This window comes from Pseudomonas sp. AN3A02, assembly GCF_011765255.1.
Classification (GTDB): Bacteria; Pseudomonadota; Gammaproteobacteria; order Pseudomonadales; family Pseudomonadaceae; genus Aquipseudomonas.
Window position 1 is genome coordinate 73,649 of the sequence record NZ_JAARNI010000011.1, and the last position, 16,619, is coordinate 90,267.

Below are 16,619 nucleotides of genomic sequence, written 5' to 3' on the forward strand. Positions count from 1 at the left end.
TATTCAGGCCGCCTCGACAGATACCGACAGGCGTTTACCGAGAGCGGCCAAGGCGTTTTCCAGCTGCTCCATCTTCGATGTGTGCAGGAAGTCGACCAGGCGATCCCCCTGGGCCTGGTGTACGCCCAGCAGCCGGCACAAGTCGGCCTTGCGCATATCCCGATCCATCATCGAGTTCCACAAGGCGATCTTGGCCACCGTCACCGCTGGTAAGTGGATGACGTGTTCGCCCGCCTGTGCAGCGGATGCCTCCGGAATAGCCCGGCGCTCGTCGACGTAGATGGACAGCGCGCTTTCAATCGCATCCAGCGCTTCACGGATCGCGTGTTCTTTGTCGTCGCCGTAGCTGTTGAGCTCTGGCAGGTCGCGGCAGAACACGGCCAGGCCGGGAGCGCTGTCGTCCTGCTCGAAGCGGATTGCGTAGTCGTACATGGTCACTCCTCTGGAGGTGATCGTTCAGCGTGCAGATGTGGTGAAGGGGCTCATCAGAGCCCCAGTTGTTTAATGATCGCCTTGCGGGTCGGTTCGGGCATTTCCTTGCTTCCGTGATCCGCGAAGGTGGTCCTGTTGCCGTTTGGGGCGGTTACTTTGAAGTGGCTTCCCTTGCCAGCTTCGAAGGTCACCCCCTGGGCCTTCAACCATCGTCTGAACTCGCTGAACTTCATCACCTCGCCTCGTTGTTGGGGTGAGATCAGTCTACAACACTTCTGTAGTAGAACAACACTTTTGTAGTTTTCTTTATGGAGTAGCACCGATGGCCGAACTGAGTACCGGTGCACTCGCCGCGACAGCCACCATTGGCATGACCACTGCGAGCCTGATTCCCGGTGTGGATATAAACGCGATGATCGGCGGATTCGCGGGCGCCATGTTCTTTGTGGCATACGCGAAGGATCTACGCCCCCGGGCATTGCTGGGCTATTTCTTCGCCTCTTGGGCGCTCGGGTACTACGTGGCCAGCGAGATCATCAGTCGCGACTGGGCCAAGACATCCGGCCTCGTTGCATTCTTCGGCGCTCTGTTCTGCGTCGTCATCTGTATCAGCCTTTTGGAATGGTTCGAAGGCGGCAAGGTGCCGGGCTGGTTGCGGTTCATTGCTGCCTTCTTCGGACGCTCGGGAGGTCGCAATGGTTGACCCTTGGACATTCATAGCCGGCGCCCTATGTGGCGCCATATGCCTGCGCATCGCCGTGTATCGCCGACAGGGCGCCCGGTACCGCGCCGGCGTCTCATGGATGGCGTACCTGCTTGCCGTCGGCACAGGGTGCGAATCGCTGAGTATCACGCTGTCAGTGATGCTCGCTAAACCGGTGCCAGCCGTTTCCCCTTTCATCCTTGCGGTGTTGTTCGTCCTCCTGGTGCTTGTCTATCGAGCGCGCGGGAATGTCGCACGCATTCTGCGAATGGATTAAGTCCGCGCCACGTTTTCGAATGCGCAAAATCGTGGCGCGCAATTGGAGAGAATCCATGACCCCCGAGCAATTTGCATACTGGCTGCAAGGCTTCACTGAGCTGAACCCAGACATGGATCAGCCCACCCCGGCGCAATGGAAGGCCATCAAGGATCACTTGGCCACTGTGTTCAACAAGGTCACTCCTACGGGCGAAAGACGCTGGCGGCGTCCGGCTGATCCCAACTCAGACCCGGCCAGCCCTGGCTTTCTGCTGCTCCAGGCGCACCTGAATGGCCAGCCTCCAACGGTTACCTGCTAGGTGGCTGCGCCTCCCCGCTCAAAGCCTTAAATCATGGTGCCTCAATGACGACGATTGCCTACAAAGACGGCGTAATCGCCTATGACGGGCGCCAGGTCCGTAACGATCGCATCGTTTCTGACAGCGCGCCGAAGTGCGTGGTTGTCGATGGTGTCAGCTTCTTTCTGTCAGGCGCCGTATGCGACGAAAAGGCTTTGATCGCTGCCTACTTCGGAACTCCATCGTCAGTTCCCGTGGAGTGCTCAGGTTATGCCGTTGACGGCGGCAAACTGATGATGATCGGTCACGACGACACGACCGGGATATGGAAACAGGATCTCGATCCAGCGAACCCGGACGCGATCGGCAGTGGTACGCCCTACGCTCTTGCCGCAATGGATATGGGTGCTAGCGCGGAGGAAGCAGTACGCGCTGCGGCGAAACGGGATGTCTACACCGGCGGCATGGTCCGCTCCGTCACCATTGCTCCAGTGCAGCCGAGGACTTCGACATGACCACGATCACAACGCCTCGCGGCGTGCGCAACAACAACCCCGGGAACATCGACTACAACCCGCGCAATGCCTGGCAAGGGCAGCTTGGGCTGGAAGTCGGCGTGTCATCTCCACGGTTTGCACGCTTTGACACACCAGAGAACGGCATCCGAGCCCTGGGCAAGCTGCTGATCAACTATCGCGGCAAGGACGGCATGCCTGGTGTTGGCGGCCCTGGGATCGACACGCCGCGCGAGATCATTACGCGGTGGGCGCCGGGCAAGGAGAACAATACCGAGGCGTATATCGCGGCTCTGTGCAAGCGCCTGGGCGTTAAGCCAAATGACGTGATCGAGATCAAGAACCCGACGACGCTTCGCGAGGTGATGCTCGGCATCATCATTCACGAGAACGGCGGCAACCCATACACGCCGGCGGTGTTTGCCGAGGGCGTGCGCAGGGCTCTGTCGTGATCCGGTATCTGATTGCAGCCCTGATTGGCTGCCTGATCATCATTTACGGCGGCTATCAGCGCATCCAGTCTCAGTCTGAGGACATGGCCACCGCCAAATCCCTGGTCACGGCCCTGAATAAGGCGGCCGACTCACGCCGGAATACTCAGCGGCTGCTCGCCCAGCTCGATACGGACCACACAAAGGAATTGGAGAATGCCCAAGCCGCTAATCAGCGTCTTCGCACTGCTGTTGGTACTGGCGCTCGCCGGTTGTCAGTCGAAGCCACCTGTCCCGCAGTGGGAACCACCACCGCCGCCTCCGGCCTGGGTCATGAAAAAGCGAGAGCCGAACTTGACCCAGCGGCTGGAGAAAGAATTGTCGCCATCGCAAACGACGGTGACGAAGGACTGATAGCGCTGCGCGCCGCCCAGGACTACATCAACACCTTCTGCCAGGCGCCCAAGCAGTAACACCGCACACCACGATACTCACGCAAAGGAAGCTCTCCCATGGCTGCTAAATGTGATTGGGCAGCCGTCGAGAGGGATTACCGGACGGGCTGCTTTACGAACCGCGAGTTGGGCCGCCGGCACAATGTGTCGGAAAGCTCCATCCGCAACCGTGCCGATAAGCACGAGTGGCAGAAAGACCTTTCCGAGATGATCCGTCAGCGCGTCAGGGAGAAGACCGGGCGCGCCGCCGCTGCTGCTATCGCTGAGGCTACCAACGACGCCGAGATCGTCGAGCAGGCCGCCGAGGCTGGTGCCCAGTTGGTACGCGGCCACCAGCTAGTGATTGCCAGAACCCGAGACCTGACCCAGCAGTACGTCGAGCGCATTCACGAGCAGGTCGCCGCGGGCAAGATCACTGTCATGACCCAGAAGGGTGACCCGGTCGAGATCGACATTCCCCTGGACTACGTGGGCAAGAGCATCGGCCACGCCACGCAATCCTTGGAACGACTGATTAAGATGGAACGCCAGGCCCACGGCTTGGACACTGACAAAGAACGGGAAAGCGCAGGTAAATCCCTTGAGGATCTCCTGGCTGAGGCTGCTGGTGATGGGGAATGAAACTGACCGCCAGCGCCTGGTGCGTGAGGGTGACGAGTTAATCGCCCTACACCTCGCCAAGCAGCTCAAGGGCAAGGCTTTACTGTTGAAGGCCCTGAGTAACAAGTGGTACAGGCTCAACGCCCTGTACAAGATCAAGGATAAGAACGGCAAGGTTCAGCGCTTCAAGCCGAACCAACAGCAGCGCGAGCGGTTCCTCAATGAGCATAACCGCGACATCATCCTCAAGGCCCGGCAGTTGGGCTTTACCACCTTCGAAATGATCGACGCGCTCGACGATTGCCTGTTCATCAGGAACTACAGCGCCGGCTGCATCTGCCACACGTTGCCGGACGCGAAAGAGATCTACCGTAACAAGATCAGGTTTGCCTACGAAAAGCTGTCAGGCGACCCGGCGTGGTCTGCAGTTTTCAAGCTGATCGGAATGCGCCTGCCGGTGCCGCGCAGTGACAAGGATCAGGGTTACATCTTCGACAACGGCTCCAGCATCCAGGTGTCGACCTCGTTCCGGGGCGGTACGCTCCAGCGCCTGCATGTGTCGGAGTTCGGCAAGATCTGCAAGCTGAGCCCGGACAAGGCCCAGGAAATCGTCACCGGTGCGTTTGAGGCCGTGGGCCTGGGCAACCGGGTCACCATTGAAAGCACCGCAGAGGGGCGCGAAGGCTACTTCTTCACCTACTGCGAGTTGGCCAGGGCCATTAAGGACGCCGGCCGCACGCCGACGGTGATGGATTGGCAGTTCCACTTCTTCCCCTGGTTCAAAGACCCCACGTATCGCCTGGAGGCATACGAGCAGGTAGTGGTGCCGCAATGGTTGCAGGAGTACTTCGCCGAGCTGGCAGCCAAGCATGGCATCCGCCTCGACCGCGCCCAGCAAGCCTGGTACGCCAAAAAGGCCGAAGCGCTCCACGACGATATGAAGCGCGAATACCCAGCCACGCCTGACGAAGCTTTCGACCAAGGCATCAAGGGTGCTTACTACCTCACGCAGATGCGATTCCTGCGGCAACAGGGCCGGATCACCAAGGCGGTGACCCGAAACCCTACGTTGCCGGTTTTCACTGCCTGGGACTTGGGTATGGGGGACGCTATGTCCATCGTGCTGTTCCAGGTGGTGGGCCGCCAGGTGCACATCATCGATTACATCGAGCATTCCGGCGAGGGCATGGAGTACTACGGCGATCTGCTCAAAAAGCTGGGTTATTCCTACGGCGCCCACTACGCCCCGCACGACATCGTGGTGCGCGAGATCGGCACAGGGAAATCCCGAATCGACGTGGCAAAGCAGTACGGGATCACGTTCCAGATCGTCCCGCGCGTCTCCCGCAACAGCGAGGGCGTGCAGGCGGTGCGTAACTTCCTGCCGCTGTGCTGGTTCGCCGAGGATGAGCAAGACACCCGCGCGTCGACTGGCGATGCCGATACTGGCAAGCCAAGGACTGCCGGCGTGTCGAGGTTGATCGACTGCATCGACAACTACCGCAAAGAGTGGGATCTGAGGTTGGGCGTGTACAAGGACCAGCCGCGTCACGACTGGGCAAGCCACGGGGCCAAGGCATTTGAAACCCTGGCCCGCTGCGGAGTCTTCGAGGCAACGGCAGGGGTAATCCCCTCGACCCCAACAACATCAAACACAGATCGAGCCCGACGCAACTGGAGCGCGCACACATGACCACTATGTTTATTGAATGGAAGCAGGTCGCCGACGTCATAGCCCGCCTGGTTGCCCCGCTCACCGTCCAGAGCTTTCAGCTGCGTCGAGATATCGGTTTGGTCCAAGTCGACGCGGTAGAGATCAAGGAGCCGGATGGCGCGCACCCTGCAGTTCGGGTGCAGTTCGAGATGGCTCACGACCTGGGCGTGACACTCAACGTCAAGTTGGCCGAGTTTGCGGCCGACCCTGTCAACTACATGCAGGATCTGCTGGCCAACCTGCGGCAACTAGAGCACGGCGCGAAATTGCGCCGCTCCGGCCGGCAGGCTGAAATCAACAATGTTCATGAGGCAATGATCCATGGCTGAATTAGGTTTGCTGCAATTCAGGAGCGCCGCAGACCTGCATGCTGATGACGTCGCCGCTGAGGAGCAGGCGCTGCAAAGCCGGCGCGCTCTACAGGTGCAGTCGTCTTTGGCAGCGCACATCCGTCGGTGCTTCGAGTCTGCCAAAAACGCCAAGCGTGAAATCGATGATCGGCTGCTGGACTGCGCGCGGCGCCAGAAAGGAAAGCATGAGGAGACGAAGCTCCAAGCGATTCGGGAGGCTGGCGGCAGCGAGATTTATCCCAAACTGACAACCACCAAGTGCCGAGCGGGCGCTTCATGGATTCGTGACATCCTGATCCCGGTCAATGGGCACCCGTGGGGACTTGATCCAACACCGGTGGCGGACATCCCGCCCGAGTTTCTTGCTGCATTTCAGCAGAAGCTCGCCCAGCAGATGATGCAGGCCCAGCAGGCCCAGCAGGGGGAGCAGGGGCAAGAGTCGCCGCCTCAGACGATGCCTGATCCGACCGAACTGGAAGTGAAGCTGCGTGAGCTGATCCAGGCCAAGGCCAAGGAGGCAAGCGAGGCACATGAAACGCTTATCGCCGACCAATTGGCCGAGGGCGGGTGGGAAACCGCGCTCGAGGAGTTCATCGACGACTTCACCATCTATCCGGCGGCATTCGTTAAAGGGCCATTGCTTCAACGTGTGCCGCAGATTGCCTGGGGCCAAAACTGGCAGATGATCGAAACAGAGGAGATTCAGCCCCTGTTTCACCGGGTCTCGCCCTTCGATATCTACCCGTCGCCAGACTCGACGAATACTGATGACGGCGCATTCATCATCGAGCGCGAACGCTACACACGGTCGCGCCTCAACGCTCTAACGGGTGTTCCCGGCTACAGCGACAACGCGGTTCGCGCCGTGCTTACCGAGCATGGCCAGGGTGGCCTGCGTGAATGGCTCGCAACGGATTCGCAGCGCGCACGGCTTGAGGATAAAGCCGGCGACTGGATGATCAATAACGGAGAAACCATCGAAGGTCTGCACTATTGGGGCGGTGCCCAGGGGCTGATGCTGCTGCAATGGGGCATTGATCCCTCCCAGGTGCCGGACGTGCTCGATGAGTACCAGGTTGATGCGATTCTGATCGGCAATCACGTTATCCGCTGCGTGTTCAACCGCAACCCTTTGGGTGGTCGGCCATATCACAAGGCGTCGTTTCAGATCGTGCCTGGCTCGTTCTGGGGGATGGCGATTCCTGAGTTGATGAGTGACGTGCAGGACTTCTGCGGTTCAACAGCTCGCGCACAGGCCAACAATATGGCGTTCGCCAGTGGCCCGCAGGTGGAGGTTGATGAAGACCGCTTGCAGCCAGGTGAAAACCCGAACGAGATGTACCCGCTGAAACGCTGGCGGGTGAAAAGCGGCCAAACGCCAGGGATGCAGGGAGGGGCGACGTCACCAGTGATTCGCTTTTACCAGCCGGTCAGCATGGCTGGAGAGCTGCAGGCGGTCTATGACTCCTGGGAGAAGCGTGCGGACGACGCAACGAACATCCCGCGTTACATCTACGGCGCGGAAAAGGTCGGCGGTGCAGGTAACACGGCCAGTGGCCTGTCGATGCTCATGGAGTCGGCCAACAAGGGTATCAAGGACGCGATCCGCCATATCGACCGTGGGGTGGTTCGCCGCGTCATCGAAGCGCTGTGGTTGTTCAACATGCGCTACTCCGATGACAACGCGATCAAGGGCGACTGCAAAGTTGTGGCCCGTGGCGCAAACGCGATGCTACAGCGTGAGCAGACGCTGAACGCGCGTACGCAGTTCCTGGGCTTCACCAACAATCCGACCGACATGCAAATCCTCGGCCTTGAGGGCAGGGCCGCTATCTTGCGCAAGGTTGCCGAAAGCTTGGATATGCCAGGCCTGATCCCGACGAAAGCCGAGATGAAGGCCCAGCAGGAGCAACAGCAGGCTCGGCAGGCCCAACAGCAGCAACAGCAAGCCGCTGCGATGGGGCAGCAGGTTGAAGCAGAAACTGGGAAAACCGCTGCCCAAACGGCTGAATTGACCGCGAAAGCCGAGAAAACCCGTGCGGAGGCCCAGCGCCTCGGCATGAGCAACGGTGCTGTGGTTGCCCAACTTCAACATGCAGGTGGCGGAGCCAATGAAACCCAGCAACCAACAGTGGCAAGCCCTGGTCAACCTGACCAACAGCCCGGAATGGAAGCACCTCAAGGAAATACTGAGCGGCCATTTGACGGAAGCGCAGCAGAACCTGGAGGGGGTGAACAGCCTGGAGGCTTTATTCAGAGCCCAGGGCCGGGCGAGCCTGGCCAGGGAGCTGATCAAGTCGTTTGAAGAATCCCGCGAGATGCTTGAGCGAATCCAGGCAAGTGCCTCGCGGCCCACCCAGTAGCTACAGAAAAAGCCGCCCAACTTGAGGCGGTTTTTTTGTGGCCACTCTCCGGTCATTCGGCCAGATGCTCGGAACCAGTAGCACACCCAGAAGCCCGGACCTGCCGGCTCTACCCAAGGAGAATACGATCAATGAGCACGCTACCCCGCAACGTACAGGCGCAGATCGATGAAGCAACGGCGATTCAGGAAGCACTGAACAAGCCGGCCGAGAACCCCGCACCAGATGCGGCTCCGGCAGCAAATCCCGATGCGCCTGTGATCTCAGACCAACAAGCACCCGCCAAAACGGACCTGGCCCCGGCCGCCCGCGACGACGGTGCTGATTACTGGGAGCAACGCTTCAAAGTCATGCAAGGGAAATACAACGCTGAAGTACCGGCGTTGCAACAGGAAGTGTCCCGGCTGACCACAGAACTGACAAAGGCGCAAAAGCCGGCAGGCAATGCCGTGCAGCGCGCCGTGTCGGATCTGACCCCCGAGGAGATCGAGGACTACGGGCCTGATCTCATTGCGATTATCCAGCGCGTGGCTGGCGGGCAAGCATCTGCCGCCAATCCCGCGGAGCTGGAAACGCTCAAAACCGAAATCGAGGGGTTGAAGCAGAACAACCAGCGTAGCGAACAGGAAAAAGCTGAGCAGGCCCGGGAGGAGTTCTTCCGGCAGTTGCTCCAGCGAATCCCCGACGCTGTTGAGATCAACGGATTGCCCGCGTTCCATGAATGGCTGAGCCATATGGACACGTTCAGTGGCAAAGAGCGGCAGCAGCTATTGATCGAGGCCCAAAACGCCAACGACGCATACCGCGCCGCTGCGCTGTTTCAGGCCTTCAAAGACGCGCAGCCCGCTTCGGCAGCAGCGAACCCAGATCGCACCATCCCACCGGAAAACGTTCAGCCACGCTCCTCTCGCACCGATCCCACGCCGCCGGCGGAAGGCAAGTGGTGGAGCAATGCTGAAATCAACGAGTTCTACAAGGATGTGGCGTTGGGCAAGCGGTACACGAAAGCCGAAGCGGCTGCGATTGAACAGGACATTTCAGACGCGGTAGCAACCGGTCGCATCTCGCGATAGCACGCGCTCTGTAACGCCGCGAGGCGTCAGGAAATAGGAGCTACACCATGGCAGGTCCAGTACGCGCCGCAGGGCAACCAGACTACAGCTCCACCAGCGCATCGGGTTTCATCCCGGCGCTCTGGTCGGGCAAGCTGGTGCAGAAGCTGTACGCCGCAACTGTTTTCGGTGAAATCGCCAACACCGACTACGAAGGCGAAATCAAAAACCAGGGCGACACCATCAACATCCGCACTGTGCCGTCGATTGTCATCCGTGACTATAAGATCGGCGGCGGTGTCACTTACGAAAAACCGGTGAGTGACAAAGTCACGCTGCAGATTGACCAGGGCAAGTACTTCGCGTTCGAGGTGAACGACGTCGATGCTTACCAGGCCGATATCAAGCTCATGGATGAGTTCAGCACCGACGGCGGCGAGCAGATGAAGGTGGCTATCGACACGCAGTTGCTGAACCGTCATTACGCCGACGCGGCTGTGGCCAACCGCGGCGACGACGCCGGTGCCAAGTCGGGCGGCATCAACCTGGGCAAGGCCGGCGCGCCCGTGCAGATCACCAAGGAAAACATCCTTGATGTGCTGGTGGACTGCGGCACCGTCCTCGACGAGCAGAACGTACCCGAGCAAGGCCGCTGGGTGGTTCTGCCGGCTTGGATGAACGGCATGCTGAAAAAGTCCGATTTGCGTGATGCCAGCATCATGGGCGATGCCACGTCGGTGTTCCGCAACGGTAAGGTCGGCATGCTCGACCGTTTCACGGTGTACATCAGCAACAACACCACAGCGGTTGACGACGTCGCCGCGACGAAGCGTGCGAGCAATGTGATGTTCGGTCACAAGAAGGGCCTCACCTTTGCCAGCCAGATGACCAAGATGGAAACCCTGCCGAACCCGAACGACTTCGGCAAACTCGTTCGTGGCTTGAACGTGTTCGGTTCCGGCGTTATCGACCCGAAAGCGATCGGCAATCTGTACTGCAGCCGCTGATCACCTTCATCTCCACCCATAAGCGGCCACCCGGCCGCTTTTTGTTTTCCCGGAGAAAACCATGATTCGCGAATTGATTGAAAAGGCAAAAACAGCCGACAAAGACGGCTTGCTCGAGATGCTTAAAGATCTGGGCTTGAAGGTCGACCAGCGCAAAGGCGAGGACACGCTCCGCGCCGAACTGCTCGCAGGGCTCGAGAAGGCCCTGGCTGATGAGGCTGCCGACGAAAATGCGCCGAACCCTGATCTGGAGCCTGGCAATGCCGGCACTGCTGGCCTCGCTGATCCAAAGACTACCGGCGATCCTGACGCCGGTACTGATTCCAGTGTGCACACCACATCGGTTGATGGTGCTGATCAAGCGTCGGCCGGCGACGACACCGCCGACCACAGTGCTGCTGTTGAAACCGTGCAGGTAGCTGCTGACCCAGGCCCCGGGCGTCACGTCGGGCCGGTCACCTTGAATGGCGAAGACGGCCAGGTGTACATCCCGCAGGCACTCGTCGATGAGATGAGTATCACCGGCATCAACATGAAGTTGGTGGCCGGCGATCCACCGAAAGCCCAGCCTGAAGCCCATGCGCCGGACCTCGAAGACGATGAGCAGGAGCGTTCGGTTCCTGTCACCGGCAATCGCCTGCTGCGCAACACCAGAACCGGCTGCGAGTTCGTATGGACCACCGAGCTGGCGAAACTTTCCTACATGCAAGAGGTGTAAACCGTGGCCGTGACGACTGTAGGCAACATCCTGACCCGTGCCAAAAAGATCCTGCAGGAAGTCACTTCCAACGGCACCCGGTGGGCAAACACCGAGCTGCTGGACTGGCTGAACGAAGCGTATGCGGCGATCTGCAACATCAAGCCGAACGCAAGTTCTGTCACGGCCGAAATTACTTGCGCCCCGGGTACCAGACAATCCATTCCCGAGGGCGGTCTGCGCCTGCTGGAGGTGGTGCGAAACATCACCCCCGCGGGCGGTGGGCTGAGCGTGATTCTCACGACCCGGGGTGCCATCGATTCAACCAGGCGGCGGTGGCACGCCGAGCAGCAGGTTGAGGAGATTGAGCAGTACATCTTCGATGAGGCGGCGCCGAGACAGTTCTACGTCTACCCACCGGCGATGGCCACCAGCAAGCTGGAGATCATTTACTCGTCAGTGCCAGACCCGCACACCCAGGCAATGGCGACCGATTCAGCCGCTGAGAAAATTCGCCTGGACGATTCGTTTGCGCCGGTGCTGGTGGATTACATCCTCTCCAGGGCCTACGCGAAAGACGCCGAACACGCGGCAAACCTCAACCGCGCAACGATGCACTTCCAGATGTTCCAGACTGCCCTGGGCATGAAGGTACAGACGGATCGCATGCTTGGCCCTCTGCCAGTCGCCGCCATATCTCAGCAACAGGTACCGCAGCAATGAACGTGAGCCAGCTGGTCGACCAGATCCTGCCGAACTTGCCGGGGGTGGTAATCGCCTCCATCCGCGACGGTGTGGCCTGGGCGTTGCGCGAGCTGTGCACGGAGGTGCCGGCCTGGAAGGTCAGAATCCAGCTGTCCGATGGTGAGCAGCAGATCACCGCCGGGCCAGGCCTGGAGCCTATCCGTATCCAGGCGCTGTATCAGGATGGTCGGCCTGCATATTGCCAGGTGTTCCAGCCTTCGCCGGAAACGGTCATTGTCACCGGCGGACCTTCGGGGCTGACCGCTGATGTGGTTGTGCGACCCACGTTTGGTTCCACCGCAGCTGTGCCCCCGGACTGGCTTCTGGACCGTTACTGCGAGGCACTGACGCTCGGCACCCAGTACTGGCTACGCAAGATGCCCGAGAAGCCGTGGTCCGACATGCAGCGCGCCTTGATGGATCAGGCGGCGTTCTATGCCCTCTGCACCAATGCCCGATCTGAGGCGCTGGCCGGTCACCAGTACGGCAGCACAAGGATGAAAACACCGAGGTTCCCATGACATCGATTGCGATCACGTCTTTCAAGGGCGAGTTGCCAGCACTGACTCCGCGTCTTTTGCAGCCGACCAACGCCCAGGCGGCCCGCAACGTAAATCTGCGCAAGGGTTCGCTGCGGGCTGAAAATGCGCCGCTGCCCGTGCTTGGAATTGGCGGTGTGATCAATCCGTCATCTATCTACCGGTACCCATTCGGTAACAATGGCGCCGGGTTCTGGTTTGCCTGGGGCGATGGCCAGCAGGTCAATGCAGCCAAAAGCCCGCTGGCGAAGGATGCTTGGTCGCGGGTTTATTGGACTGGCGACTCATTTCCAAAAATGGCACCGATTGGTGTCGCAACTCAGGGGGCTGGACCTTACCCGTCAGGTTTTTACCGCCTCGGAGTTCCAGCCGCAGACGGCGCGCCGCTGGTGACCGAGGCCGGCGACAGCGGTGCCGCCCCGGCCACAGTGGTCAATGCAACGTACATCGTGACGTACGTTACGGCGTACGGCGAGGAAGGGCCTCCCAGTTCAGCATCGAACATCATCACGCGCTGGGATGGCGCCGAAGGTCAGTTGCCTGGCAAGGTCAATATTCAGTTGCCGGCGGCTCCGGCAGGCCCTTACAACATCGTCACGAAGCGCCTCTACCGGTCAGAAAGTGGTGGCGAGTTCCTATATCTCGCTGACTTTCCCGTGGCCCAGAACAGTTGGGTGGACGATATCAACAGTGACGAACTTGGCATCGCGTGCCCGTCGCTCACTTGGGATATGCCAGACGCCACGATGGTAGGTTTGGTGGAAATGCCGAACGGCATCTTCGCCGGTTTTTTCGACAATACGCTGTGTTTTTGCGAGCCGTACTATCCTCACGCCTGGCCCGTCGACTACCAGATATCGTTTCCCGACAAGATCGTGGGCATTGGTGTCACCACTGCCGGGTTGGTGGTGGCCACCACTGGGCGGCCTCGGCTCGTTACTGGGACTACGCCGGCCGCAATGACGGCCTCAGACCCTGATGCCGACCGCGTGTGCATCTCCAGGGGATCAGTGGTGGATATGGGGGAGTATGTCGTCTATGCCTCAACGGAGGGGCTGGTGGCGGTATCTGGAGGCGAGCCCCAGCTGATCACTGACGGAGTTCTAACACCTGAGCAATGGCAGGCGCTCAATCCATCCTCAATCCACGCCTGCCGGTATGAGGGGCGATACCTGGCCTTCTACAGTGGCGGCTGTTTCGCCCTGGCCCCGGGAGAAGGCATTGAGTTCATCGATGCGGCCGCTGCCAATTCCTACTACGACATTGCTGCATCGTCGCTGTACCTCATCCAAGGCAGCAGTATTTCCAAGTGGCGCGGCGGGCCGCCGATGCAATATCGATGGCGGTCGAAGATCTTCGAGTTCCCTCCTGGAGCTGCAAACTTCAACTGCGGAAAGGTGGTTGCCGACACTTACCCAGTTCAATTTCGGGTGTTTGCGGACAAGGAGCTGGTGCTTGATGTGCCAATTGAAGCAGCCGGAATGTTTCGGTTGCCTGCTGGGTACGCGGAGGCGCGTGAGTGGCAGGTCGAAGCGGCAGGCTCTAACGAAGTTTTCTCAATCCAAATCGCGAATACGCCCTCTGAGTTGACCTAATGACGACCAAACGCTCAAGCCTTCCTGCACCAAGCAGCAAGGTTTCGGCGGAGTTGCGCCCGTTTTTCAGTGCTCTCACCGAGATCATCGAAACGGGCGAGGGGAATCGCGGGAACGGCCTCGACAAGAAGCTGACCTTCCGGGATCTGCTGGAAAGCGGGGCGTTCACGCTCCGGCCAGGCTGGAAGCCAGGTGGTACCGGTGGTTTGGTTCCCACGCCTGGTGTTCCAGATCGCGCAGTACCGCCGGCCCCGGTCGGGTTTCAAGCGGTAGGCGTCTTCGGCATGAACACGCTGACCTGGGAAAACCCCTACAAGCTCTACCGCAACCACTCGCTGACCAACATCTACCGCAGCGAAACTGACAACTTCGGCCAGGCCACGCTGATCAGTCGTGCCACCGGCATGATCTATAGCGACCCGATTCGCGGTGATGCGGTAGATCCTGATGACCCGAAGAAAGGCATCAGCTATTACTACTGGATCACTTGGGTTTCGACTTCAAATGTAGAGGGGCCGCCTAACAGCCCTGACGGCACCTACGTTGAGTCGATGCTTGATATCGACTACCTACTGGAGCTGATAACAAAGGAGACGAGTCAGAGCGAGCTGGCGAAGGCACTCGCCAAAGCCATCGACCTCGAAGGACTGAACCAGACGATCGCGATGCTTGGTGCCGCTGCCCAGTCCGCGAAATTGATGACTTCGGCCGAGCGCTACCTGCGCGACGATGAGAACGTGCAGATTCGGCGCCAAGTATCCGATCTGCGGGTGCAAACTGGAAAAGACATCACTGCCGCTATCACTCAACTGCAGGAGGTGATTACCTCCGACCAGCAGGCTATCGCGCACCAGATTGACCTGATGCAAGCCAGCATCGGTGAGAACTCCGCAGACATCGTCTCTGAGCGTACCGCGCGGATTAATCTGCAAGAGGCCGCCACTGAGGCGCTGAACAGCATGTCCTCGCGCCTTGAGGGCGCTGAGGCTGTGCTGACTCAGTACAGCGAAACCTTTGCCAGCGCGATCGAGGCCCAGGCCAGAAATCTGGAAGGACTGGTGTCGCGGATGGATAACACCGCGGCCCAGTACCTCAGTGACCAGCAGACCATCGCCACCGAGTTTGAGGCGACGGCGAATTCGATCACCTCACTGCAAAGTAGCGTGAATGAGCAGTCTGCGGCCGTCCAGCAAACGCTGAGCACGCACACCACGGCGCTTGAGGGGCTTTCCGCTCAATACACGCTGAGGCTCGACGTAAACGGGCTGATCAGCGGATTTGGTGCGTACAACGACGGCACGGTTGCCGACTTTGCAATCCTGGCCAACCGCTTCTGGATTGCAACGCCAGGCGTGCACGGGCCGAACTATGTGAATCCCTTCACCATCGATGGGGAGAAGGTCTACATCAACACGCTGCTGGTGAAAGAGGCATCCATCCAGCAAGCCCAGATTGGACCGATCAGTATCGGTAAGCTCACGGCAAACGATGGTGTAACGCCGGTGACTACTGTCGGCGGTCAGTTGCGTGCTGAGGCAATCGACGTTGCCAACATCACTATCGGGTTCGGGCAGGTATACGGGCAGCTCAAAAGCTCCCAGGTCGGCGCCGGTGGCTTGCCGAGGTTCGTGATTGACCCGCAGGCGGGGATATTTATGAACGGCCTCCTTGGCGGCACCAGGATGGTGATGACCGACAGCTATCAGCGCTGGTACGACCCCGCCGGCGACTTGCGAATTGAAATTGGGGAGCTGCTGCTATGACATCGATCATTCGATGCCGCGACAAAAACAAGCAGGTCACCTTTGACAGTTCGGTGCGGACCATTCGCAAAATGGAGTCGATCAGAACCCAAAGCAACGCTGCGGGTAGCCTGGATCTAACGCCGTATGCCGGGTTGAAACTGGACATTAGCCTCATGCCCGCCGAGAACGTCGGCATCTCGCCGGTTCCGCTGGTGGTGGTCAATGGCAACTTGCTTACTTGGTCGGCCGCACCCGTGTCGTGCTTTCTGATTTTAGGGATTTCATCATGAGCACCGGTTTTAGGGTGAAAAACGACTGGGGAAACCTCTCCGTCGATGAAAATAATCCCATTTTTGTCGCGGTTGACGATGGTGCGGGACACATAGATAACGGCGGGTGGACAGATGTTCGCCTCTACAAGGAAAGGGACGGCATACCACCGGTAGCCATTTTTTTTGAGTACACCTTTTTCGGGGTTTCAACCAGCCCGACGCCACCACTAGTGTTTGCACGGCCACGCAACATTGCTTCTCAGGTAGCGACAGTTATCGGTTACATCGCGCCCAAAGGCGCCCCAGGCGCATGGACGGGTGTGATAGTGGCCTTCACCATCGTTAACTTGCCCGGAAATCCTCAAAACCACGCTCAGCTTTACCCGCTTATGCGCGCCTATATGTGCGAGTTCATGGTCATTGCATCCGGTGGATACATCAGCGGTGAAACCCATGGAATTCGGGTTTGGGCACCTGGTTCGGTAGTCGTTTTTGACTCTGGCAATAACGCGGTCAGCTACAAACGCTCCAGTGGCGTGTGGAACTACAGCAGCAGGGACCAGGTAGAGCCAGACCAATACGTCGAGTTTTGGCAAGGGTCTGACACCTTTGGCGCTCGCAATGAGTGGATGCTCGTCAGCTCCATCGGAACAGGCTATTTCATGCGGTACAACGGTGAAGTGGCTGGCAGCCGGCTTTATGTGCCCGGCCTCATCGGCGAGGTCATTCCCCGAGTCATCCTGACAGGGCGCTCTGGAACGCTGATTCACATGCCGTTTTTGTTCATCGAAACCAGAAGGCCCGTCGATCAAGGGATCATCCTCCCGGCCGGCCCCGGTCCCGCGTAA

21 protein-coding genes are annotated in these 16,619 nt (G+C 59.4%); 19 read left to right on the forward strand and 2 right to left on the reverse strand.

Annotated features, from left to right (window positions below):
* Window positions 1–3 precede the first annotated feature (3 nt).
* Complete coding sequence (locus HBJ59_RS26995; protein WP_167665326.1) at window positions 4–432, reverse strand: type II toxin-antitoxin system HicB family antitoxin; 429 nt, start codon at window positions 430–432, stop codon at window positions 4–6.
* 53 nt (window positions 433–485) lie between these two features.
* The gene (locus HBJ59_RS27000; protein ID WP_038413159.1) at window positions 486–665 is read right to left on the reverse strand and encodes a type II toxin-antitoxin system HicA family toxin; all 180 of its coding nucleotides are present in this window, start codon (window positions 663–665) and stop codon (window positions 486–488) included.
* Window positions 666–754: 89 nt separating this feature from the next.
* On the opposite strand from HBJ59_RS27000, the gene HBJ59_RS27005 reads away from it, so the two are divergent.
* The 19 genes from HBJ59_RS27005 (at window position 755) to HBJ59_RS27095 (ending at window position 16,619) form a co-directional block, all read left to right on the forward strand.
* Window positions 755–1,135 carry a putative holin gene (locus HBJ59_RS27005; protein ID WP_167665327.1) on the forward strand — a complete coding sequence of 127 codons (381 nt, stop codon included), beginning with the start codon at window positions 755–757 and terminating at the stop codon, window positions 1,133–1,135.
* Window positions 1,128–1,412, forward strand: a complete 285-nt coding sequence (locus HBJ59_RS27010) for a phage holin family protein (RefSeq protein WP_167665328.1) — start codon at window positions 1,128–1,130, stop codon at window positions 1,410–1,412. Before HBJ59_RS27005 ends, HBJ59_RS27010 begins: the two co-directional genes overlap by 8 nt.
* A 55-nt stretch (window positions 1,413–1,467) precedes the next feature.
* Window positions 1,468–1,713 carry a hypothetical protein gene (locus tag HBJ59_RS27015; RefSeq protein WP_167665329.1) on the forward strand — a complete coding sequence of 82 codons (246 nt, stop codon included), beginning with the start codon at window positions 1,468–1,470 and terminating at the stop codon, window positions 1,711–1,713.
* Window positions 1,714–1,757: 44 nt separating this feature from the next.
* The gene (locus HBJ59_RS27020; protein ID WP_167665330.1) at window positions 1,758–2,207 is read left to right on the forward strand and encodes a proteasome subunit beta; all 450 of its coding nucleotides are present in this window, start codon (window positions 1,758–1,760) and stop codon (window positions 2,205–2,207) included.
* 5 nt (window positions 2,208–2,212) lie between these two features.
* On the forward strand, window positions 2,213–2,659 hold the full coding sequence (locus HBJ59_RS27025) for a structural protein P5 (protein WP_167665387.1): 447 nt from the start codon (window positions 2,213–2,215) through the stop codon (window positions 2,657–2,659).
* Window positions 2,656–3,111: a lysis protein gene (locus HBJ59_RS27030; RefSeq protein ID WP_167665331.1), complete on the forward strand. Its 456-nt coding sequence runs from the start codon at window positions 2,656–2,658 to the stop codon at window positions 3,109–3,111. The genes HBJ59_RS27025 and HBJ59_RS27030 overlap by 4 nt, the downstream gene beginning before the upstream one ends.
* 39 nt (window positions 3,112–3,150) lie before the next feature.
* Complete coding sequence (locus HBJ59_RS27035; protein WP_167665332.1) at window positions 3,151–3,714, forward strand: hypothetical protein; 564 nt, start codon at window positions 3,151–3,153, stop codon at window positions 3,712–3,714.
* Window positions 3,704–5,386, forward strand: coding sequence for a terminase (locus HBJ59_RS27040; protein WP_167665333.1), 1,683 nt, complete (start codon window positions 3,704–3,706; stop codon window positions 5,384–5,386). The genes HBJ59_RS27035 and HBJ59_RS27040 overlap by 11 nt, the downstream gene beginning before the upstream one ends.
* Window positions 5,383–5,736, forward strand: coding sequence for a hypothetical protein (locus HBJ59_RS27045; protein WP_167665334.1), 354 nt, complete (start codon window positions 5,383–5,385; stop codon window positions 5,734–5,736). Before HBJ59_RS27040 ends, HBJ59_RS27045 begins: the two co-directional genes overlap by 4 nt.
* The gene (locus HBJ59_RS27050) at window positions 5,729–8,062 is read left to right on the forward strand and encodes a hypothetical protein (protein ID WP_178124293.1); all 2,334 of its coding nucleotides are present in this window, start codon (window positions 5,729–5,731) and stop codon (window positions 8,060–8,062) included. The genes HBJ59_RS27045 and HBJ59_RS27050 overlap by 8 nt, the downstream gene beginning before the upstream one ends.
* A gap of 189 nt (window positions 8,063–8,251) precedes the next feature.
* Window positions 8,252–9,193: a hypothetical protein gene (locus HBJ59_RS27055; RefSeq protein WP_167665335.1), complete on the forward strand. Its 942-nt coding sequence runs from the start codon at window positions 8,252–8,254 to the stop codon at window positions 9,191–9,193.
* A gap of 47 nt (window positions 9,194–9,240) precedes the next feature.
* Entirely contained in the window at window positions 9,241–10,179 is a 939-nt protein-coding gene (locus HBJ59_RS27060) for a hypothetical protein (protein ID WP_167665336.1), read from the forward strand.
* Window positions 10,180–10,240: 61 nt separating this feature from the next.
* Entirely contained in the window at window positions 10,241–10,897 is a 657-nt protein-coding gene (locus HBJ59_RS27065; protein WP_167665337.1) for a hypothetical protein, read from the forward strand.
* A gap of 3 nt (window positions 10,898–10,900) precedes the next feature.
* On the forward strand, window positions 10,901–11,599 hold the full coding sequence (locus tag HBJ59_RS27070) for a DUF6682 family protein (RefSeq protein WP_167665338.1): 699 nt from the start codon (window positions 10,901–10,903) through the stop codon (window positions 11,597–11,599).
* Complete coding sequence (locus tag HBJ59_RS27075; RefSeq protein WP_167665339.1) at window positions 11,596–12,141, forward strand: hypothetical protein; 546 nt, start codon at window positions 11,596–11,598, stop codon at window positions 12,139–12,141. Before HBJ59_RS27070 ends, HBJ59_RS27075 begins: the two co-directional genes overlap by 4 nt.
* On the forward strand, window positions 12,138–13,754 hold the full coding sequence (locus HBJ59_RS27080; protein ID WP_178124294.1) for a hypothetical protein: 1,617 nt from the start codon (window positions 12,138–12,140) through the stop codon (window positions 13,752–13,754). The genes HBJ59_RS27075 and HBJ59_RS27080 overlap by 4 nt, the downstream gene beginning before the upstream one ends.
* Complete coding sequence (locus HBJ59_RS27085) at window positions 13,754–15,517, forward strand: DUF1983 domain-containing protein (protein WP_167665340.1); 1,764 nt, start codon at window positions 13,754–13,756, stop codon at window positions 15,515–15,517. The genes HBJ59_RS27080 and HBJ59_RS27085 overlap by 1 nt, the downstream gene beginning before the upstream one ends.
* Complete coding sequence (locus tag HBJ59_RS27090) at window positions 15,514–15,789, forward strand: hypothetical protein (RefSeq protein ID WP_167665341.1); 276 nt, start codon at window positions 15,514–15,516, stop codon at window positions 15,787–15,789. The genes HBJ59_RS27085 and HBJ59_RS27090 overlap by 4 nt, the downstream gene beginning before the upstream one ends.
* Window positions 15,786–16,619 carry a hypothetical protein gene (locus HBJ59_RS27095; RefSeq protein WP_167665342.1) on the forward strand — a complete coding sequence of 278 codons (834 nt, stop codon included), beginning with the start codon at window positions 15,786–15,788 and terminating at the stop codon, window positions 16,617–16,619. Before HBJ59_RS27090 ends, HBJ59_RS27095 begins: the two co-directional genes overlap by 4 nt.

What these genes read in the sequence shown, in the direction of transcription:
- HBJ59_RS26995 (WP_167665326.1), bottom strand. Translation starts at nt 432, where the DNA reads ATGTACGACTACGCAATCCGCTTCGAGCAGGACGACAGCGCTCCCGGC.
- HBJ59_RS27000 (WP_038413159.1), bottom strand. Translation starts at nt 665, where the DNA reads ATGAAGTTCAGCGAGTTCAGACGATGGTTGAAGGCCCAGGGGGTGACC.
- HBJ59_RS27005 (WP_167665327.1), top strand. Translation starts at nt 755, where the DNA reads ATGGCCGAACTGAGTACCGGTGCACTCGCCGCGACAGCCACCATTGGC.
- HBJ59_RS27010 (WP_167665328.1), top strand. Translation starts at nt 1,128, where the DNA reads ATGGTTGACCCTTGGACATTCATAGCCGGCGCCCTATGTGGCGCCATA.
- HBJ59_RS27015 (WP_167665329.1), top strand. Translation starts at nt 1,468, where the DNA reads ATGACCCCCGAGCAATTTGCATACTGGCTGCAAGGCTTCACTGAGCTG.
- HBJ59_RS27020 (WP_167665330.1), top strand. Translation starts at nt 1,758, where the DNA reads ATGACGACGATTGCCTACAAAGACGGCGTAATCGCCTATGACGGGCGC.
- HBJ59_RS27035 (WP_167665332.1), top strand. Translation starts at nt 3,151, where the DNA reads ATGGCTGCTAAATGTGATTGGGCAGCCGTCGAGAGGGATTACCGGACG.
- HBJ59_RS27040 (WP_167665333.1), top strand. Translation starts at nt 3,704, where the DNA reads ATGGGGAATGAAACTGACCGCCAGCGCCTGGTGCGTGAGGGTGACGAG.
- HBJ59_RS27045 (WP_167665334.1), top strand. Translation starts at nt 5,383, where the DNA reads ATGACCACTATGTTTATTGAATGGAAGCAGGTCGCCGACGTCATAGCC.
- HBJ59_RS27050 (WP_178124293.1), top strand. Translation starts at nt 5,729, where the DNA reads ATGGCTGAATTAGGTTTGCTGCAATTCAGGAGCGCCGCAGACCTGCAT.
- HBJ59_RS27055 (WP_167665335.1), top strand. Translation starts at nt 8,252, where the DNA reads ATGAGCACGCTACCCCGCAACGTACAGGCGCAGATCGATGAAGCAACG.
- HBJ59_RS27060 (WP_167665336.1), top strand. Translation starts at nt 9,241, where the DNA reads ATGGCAGGTCCAGTACGCGCCGCAGGGCAACCAGACTACAGCTCCACC.
- HBJ59_RS27065 (WP_167665337.1), top strand. Translation starts at nt 10,241, where the DNA reads ATGATTCGCGAATTGATTGAAAAGGCAAAAACAGCCGACAAAGACGGC.
- HBJ59_RS27075 (WP_167665339.1), top strand. Translation starts at nt 11,596, where the DNA reads ATGAACGTGAGCCAGCTGGTCGACCAGATCCTGCCGAACTTGCCGGGG.
- HBJ59_RS27080 (WP_178124294.1), top strand. Translation starts at nt 12,138, where the DNA reads ATGACATCGATTGCGATCACGTCTTTCAAGGGCGAGTTGCCAGCACTG.
- HBJ59_RS27085 (WP_167665340.1), top strand. Translation starts at nt 13,754, where the DNA reads ATGACGACCAAACGCTCAAGCCTTCCTGCACCAAGCAGCAAGGTTTCG.
- HBJ59_RS27090 (WP_167665341.1), top strand. Translation starts at nt 15,514, where the DNA reads ATGACATCGATCATTCGATGCCGCGACAAAAACAAGCAGGTCACCTTT.
- HBJ59_RS27095 (WP_167665342.1), top strand. Translation starts at nt 15,786, where the DNA reads ATGAGCACCGGTTTTAGGGTGAAAAACGACTGGGGAAACCTCTCCGTC.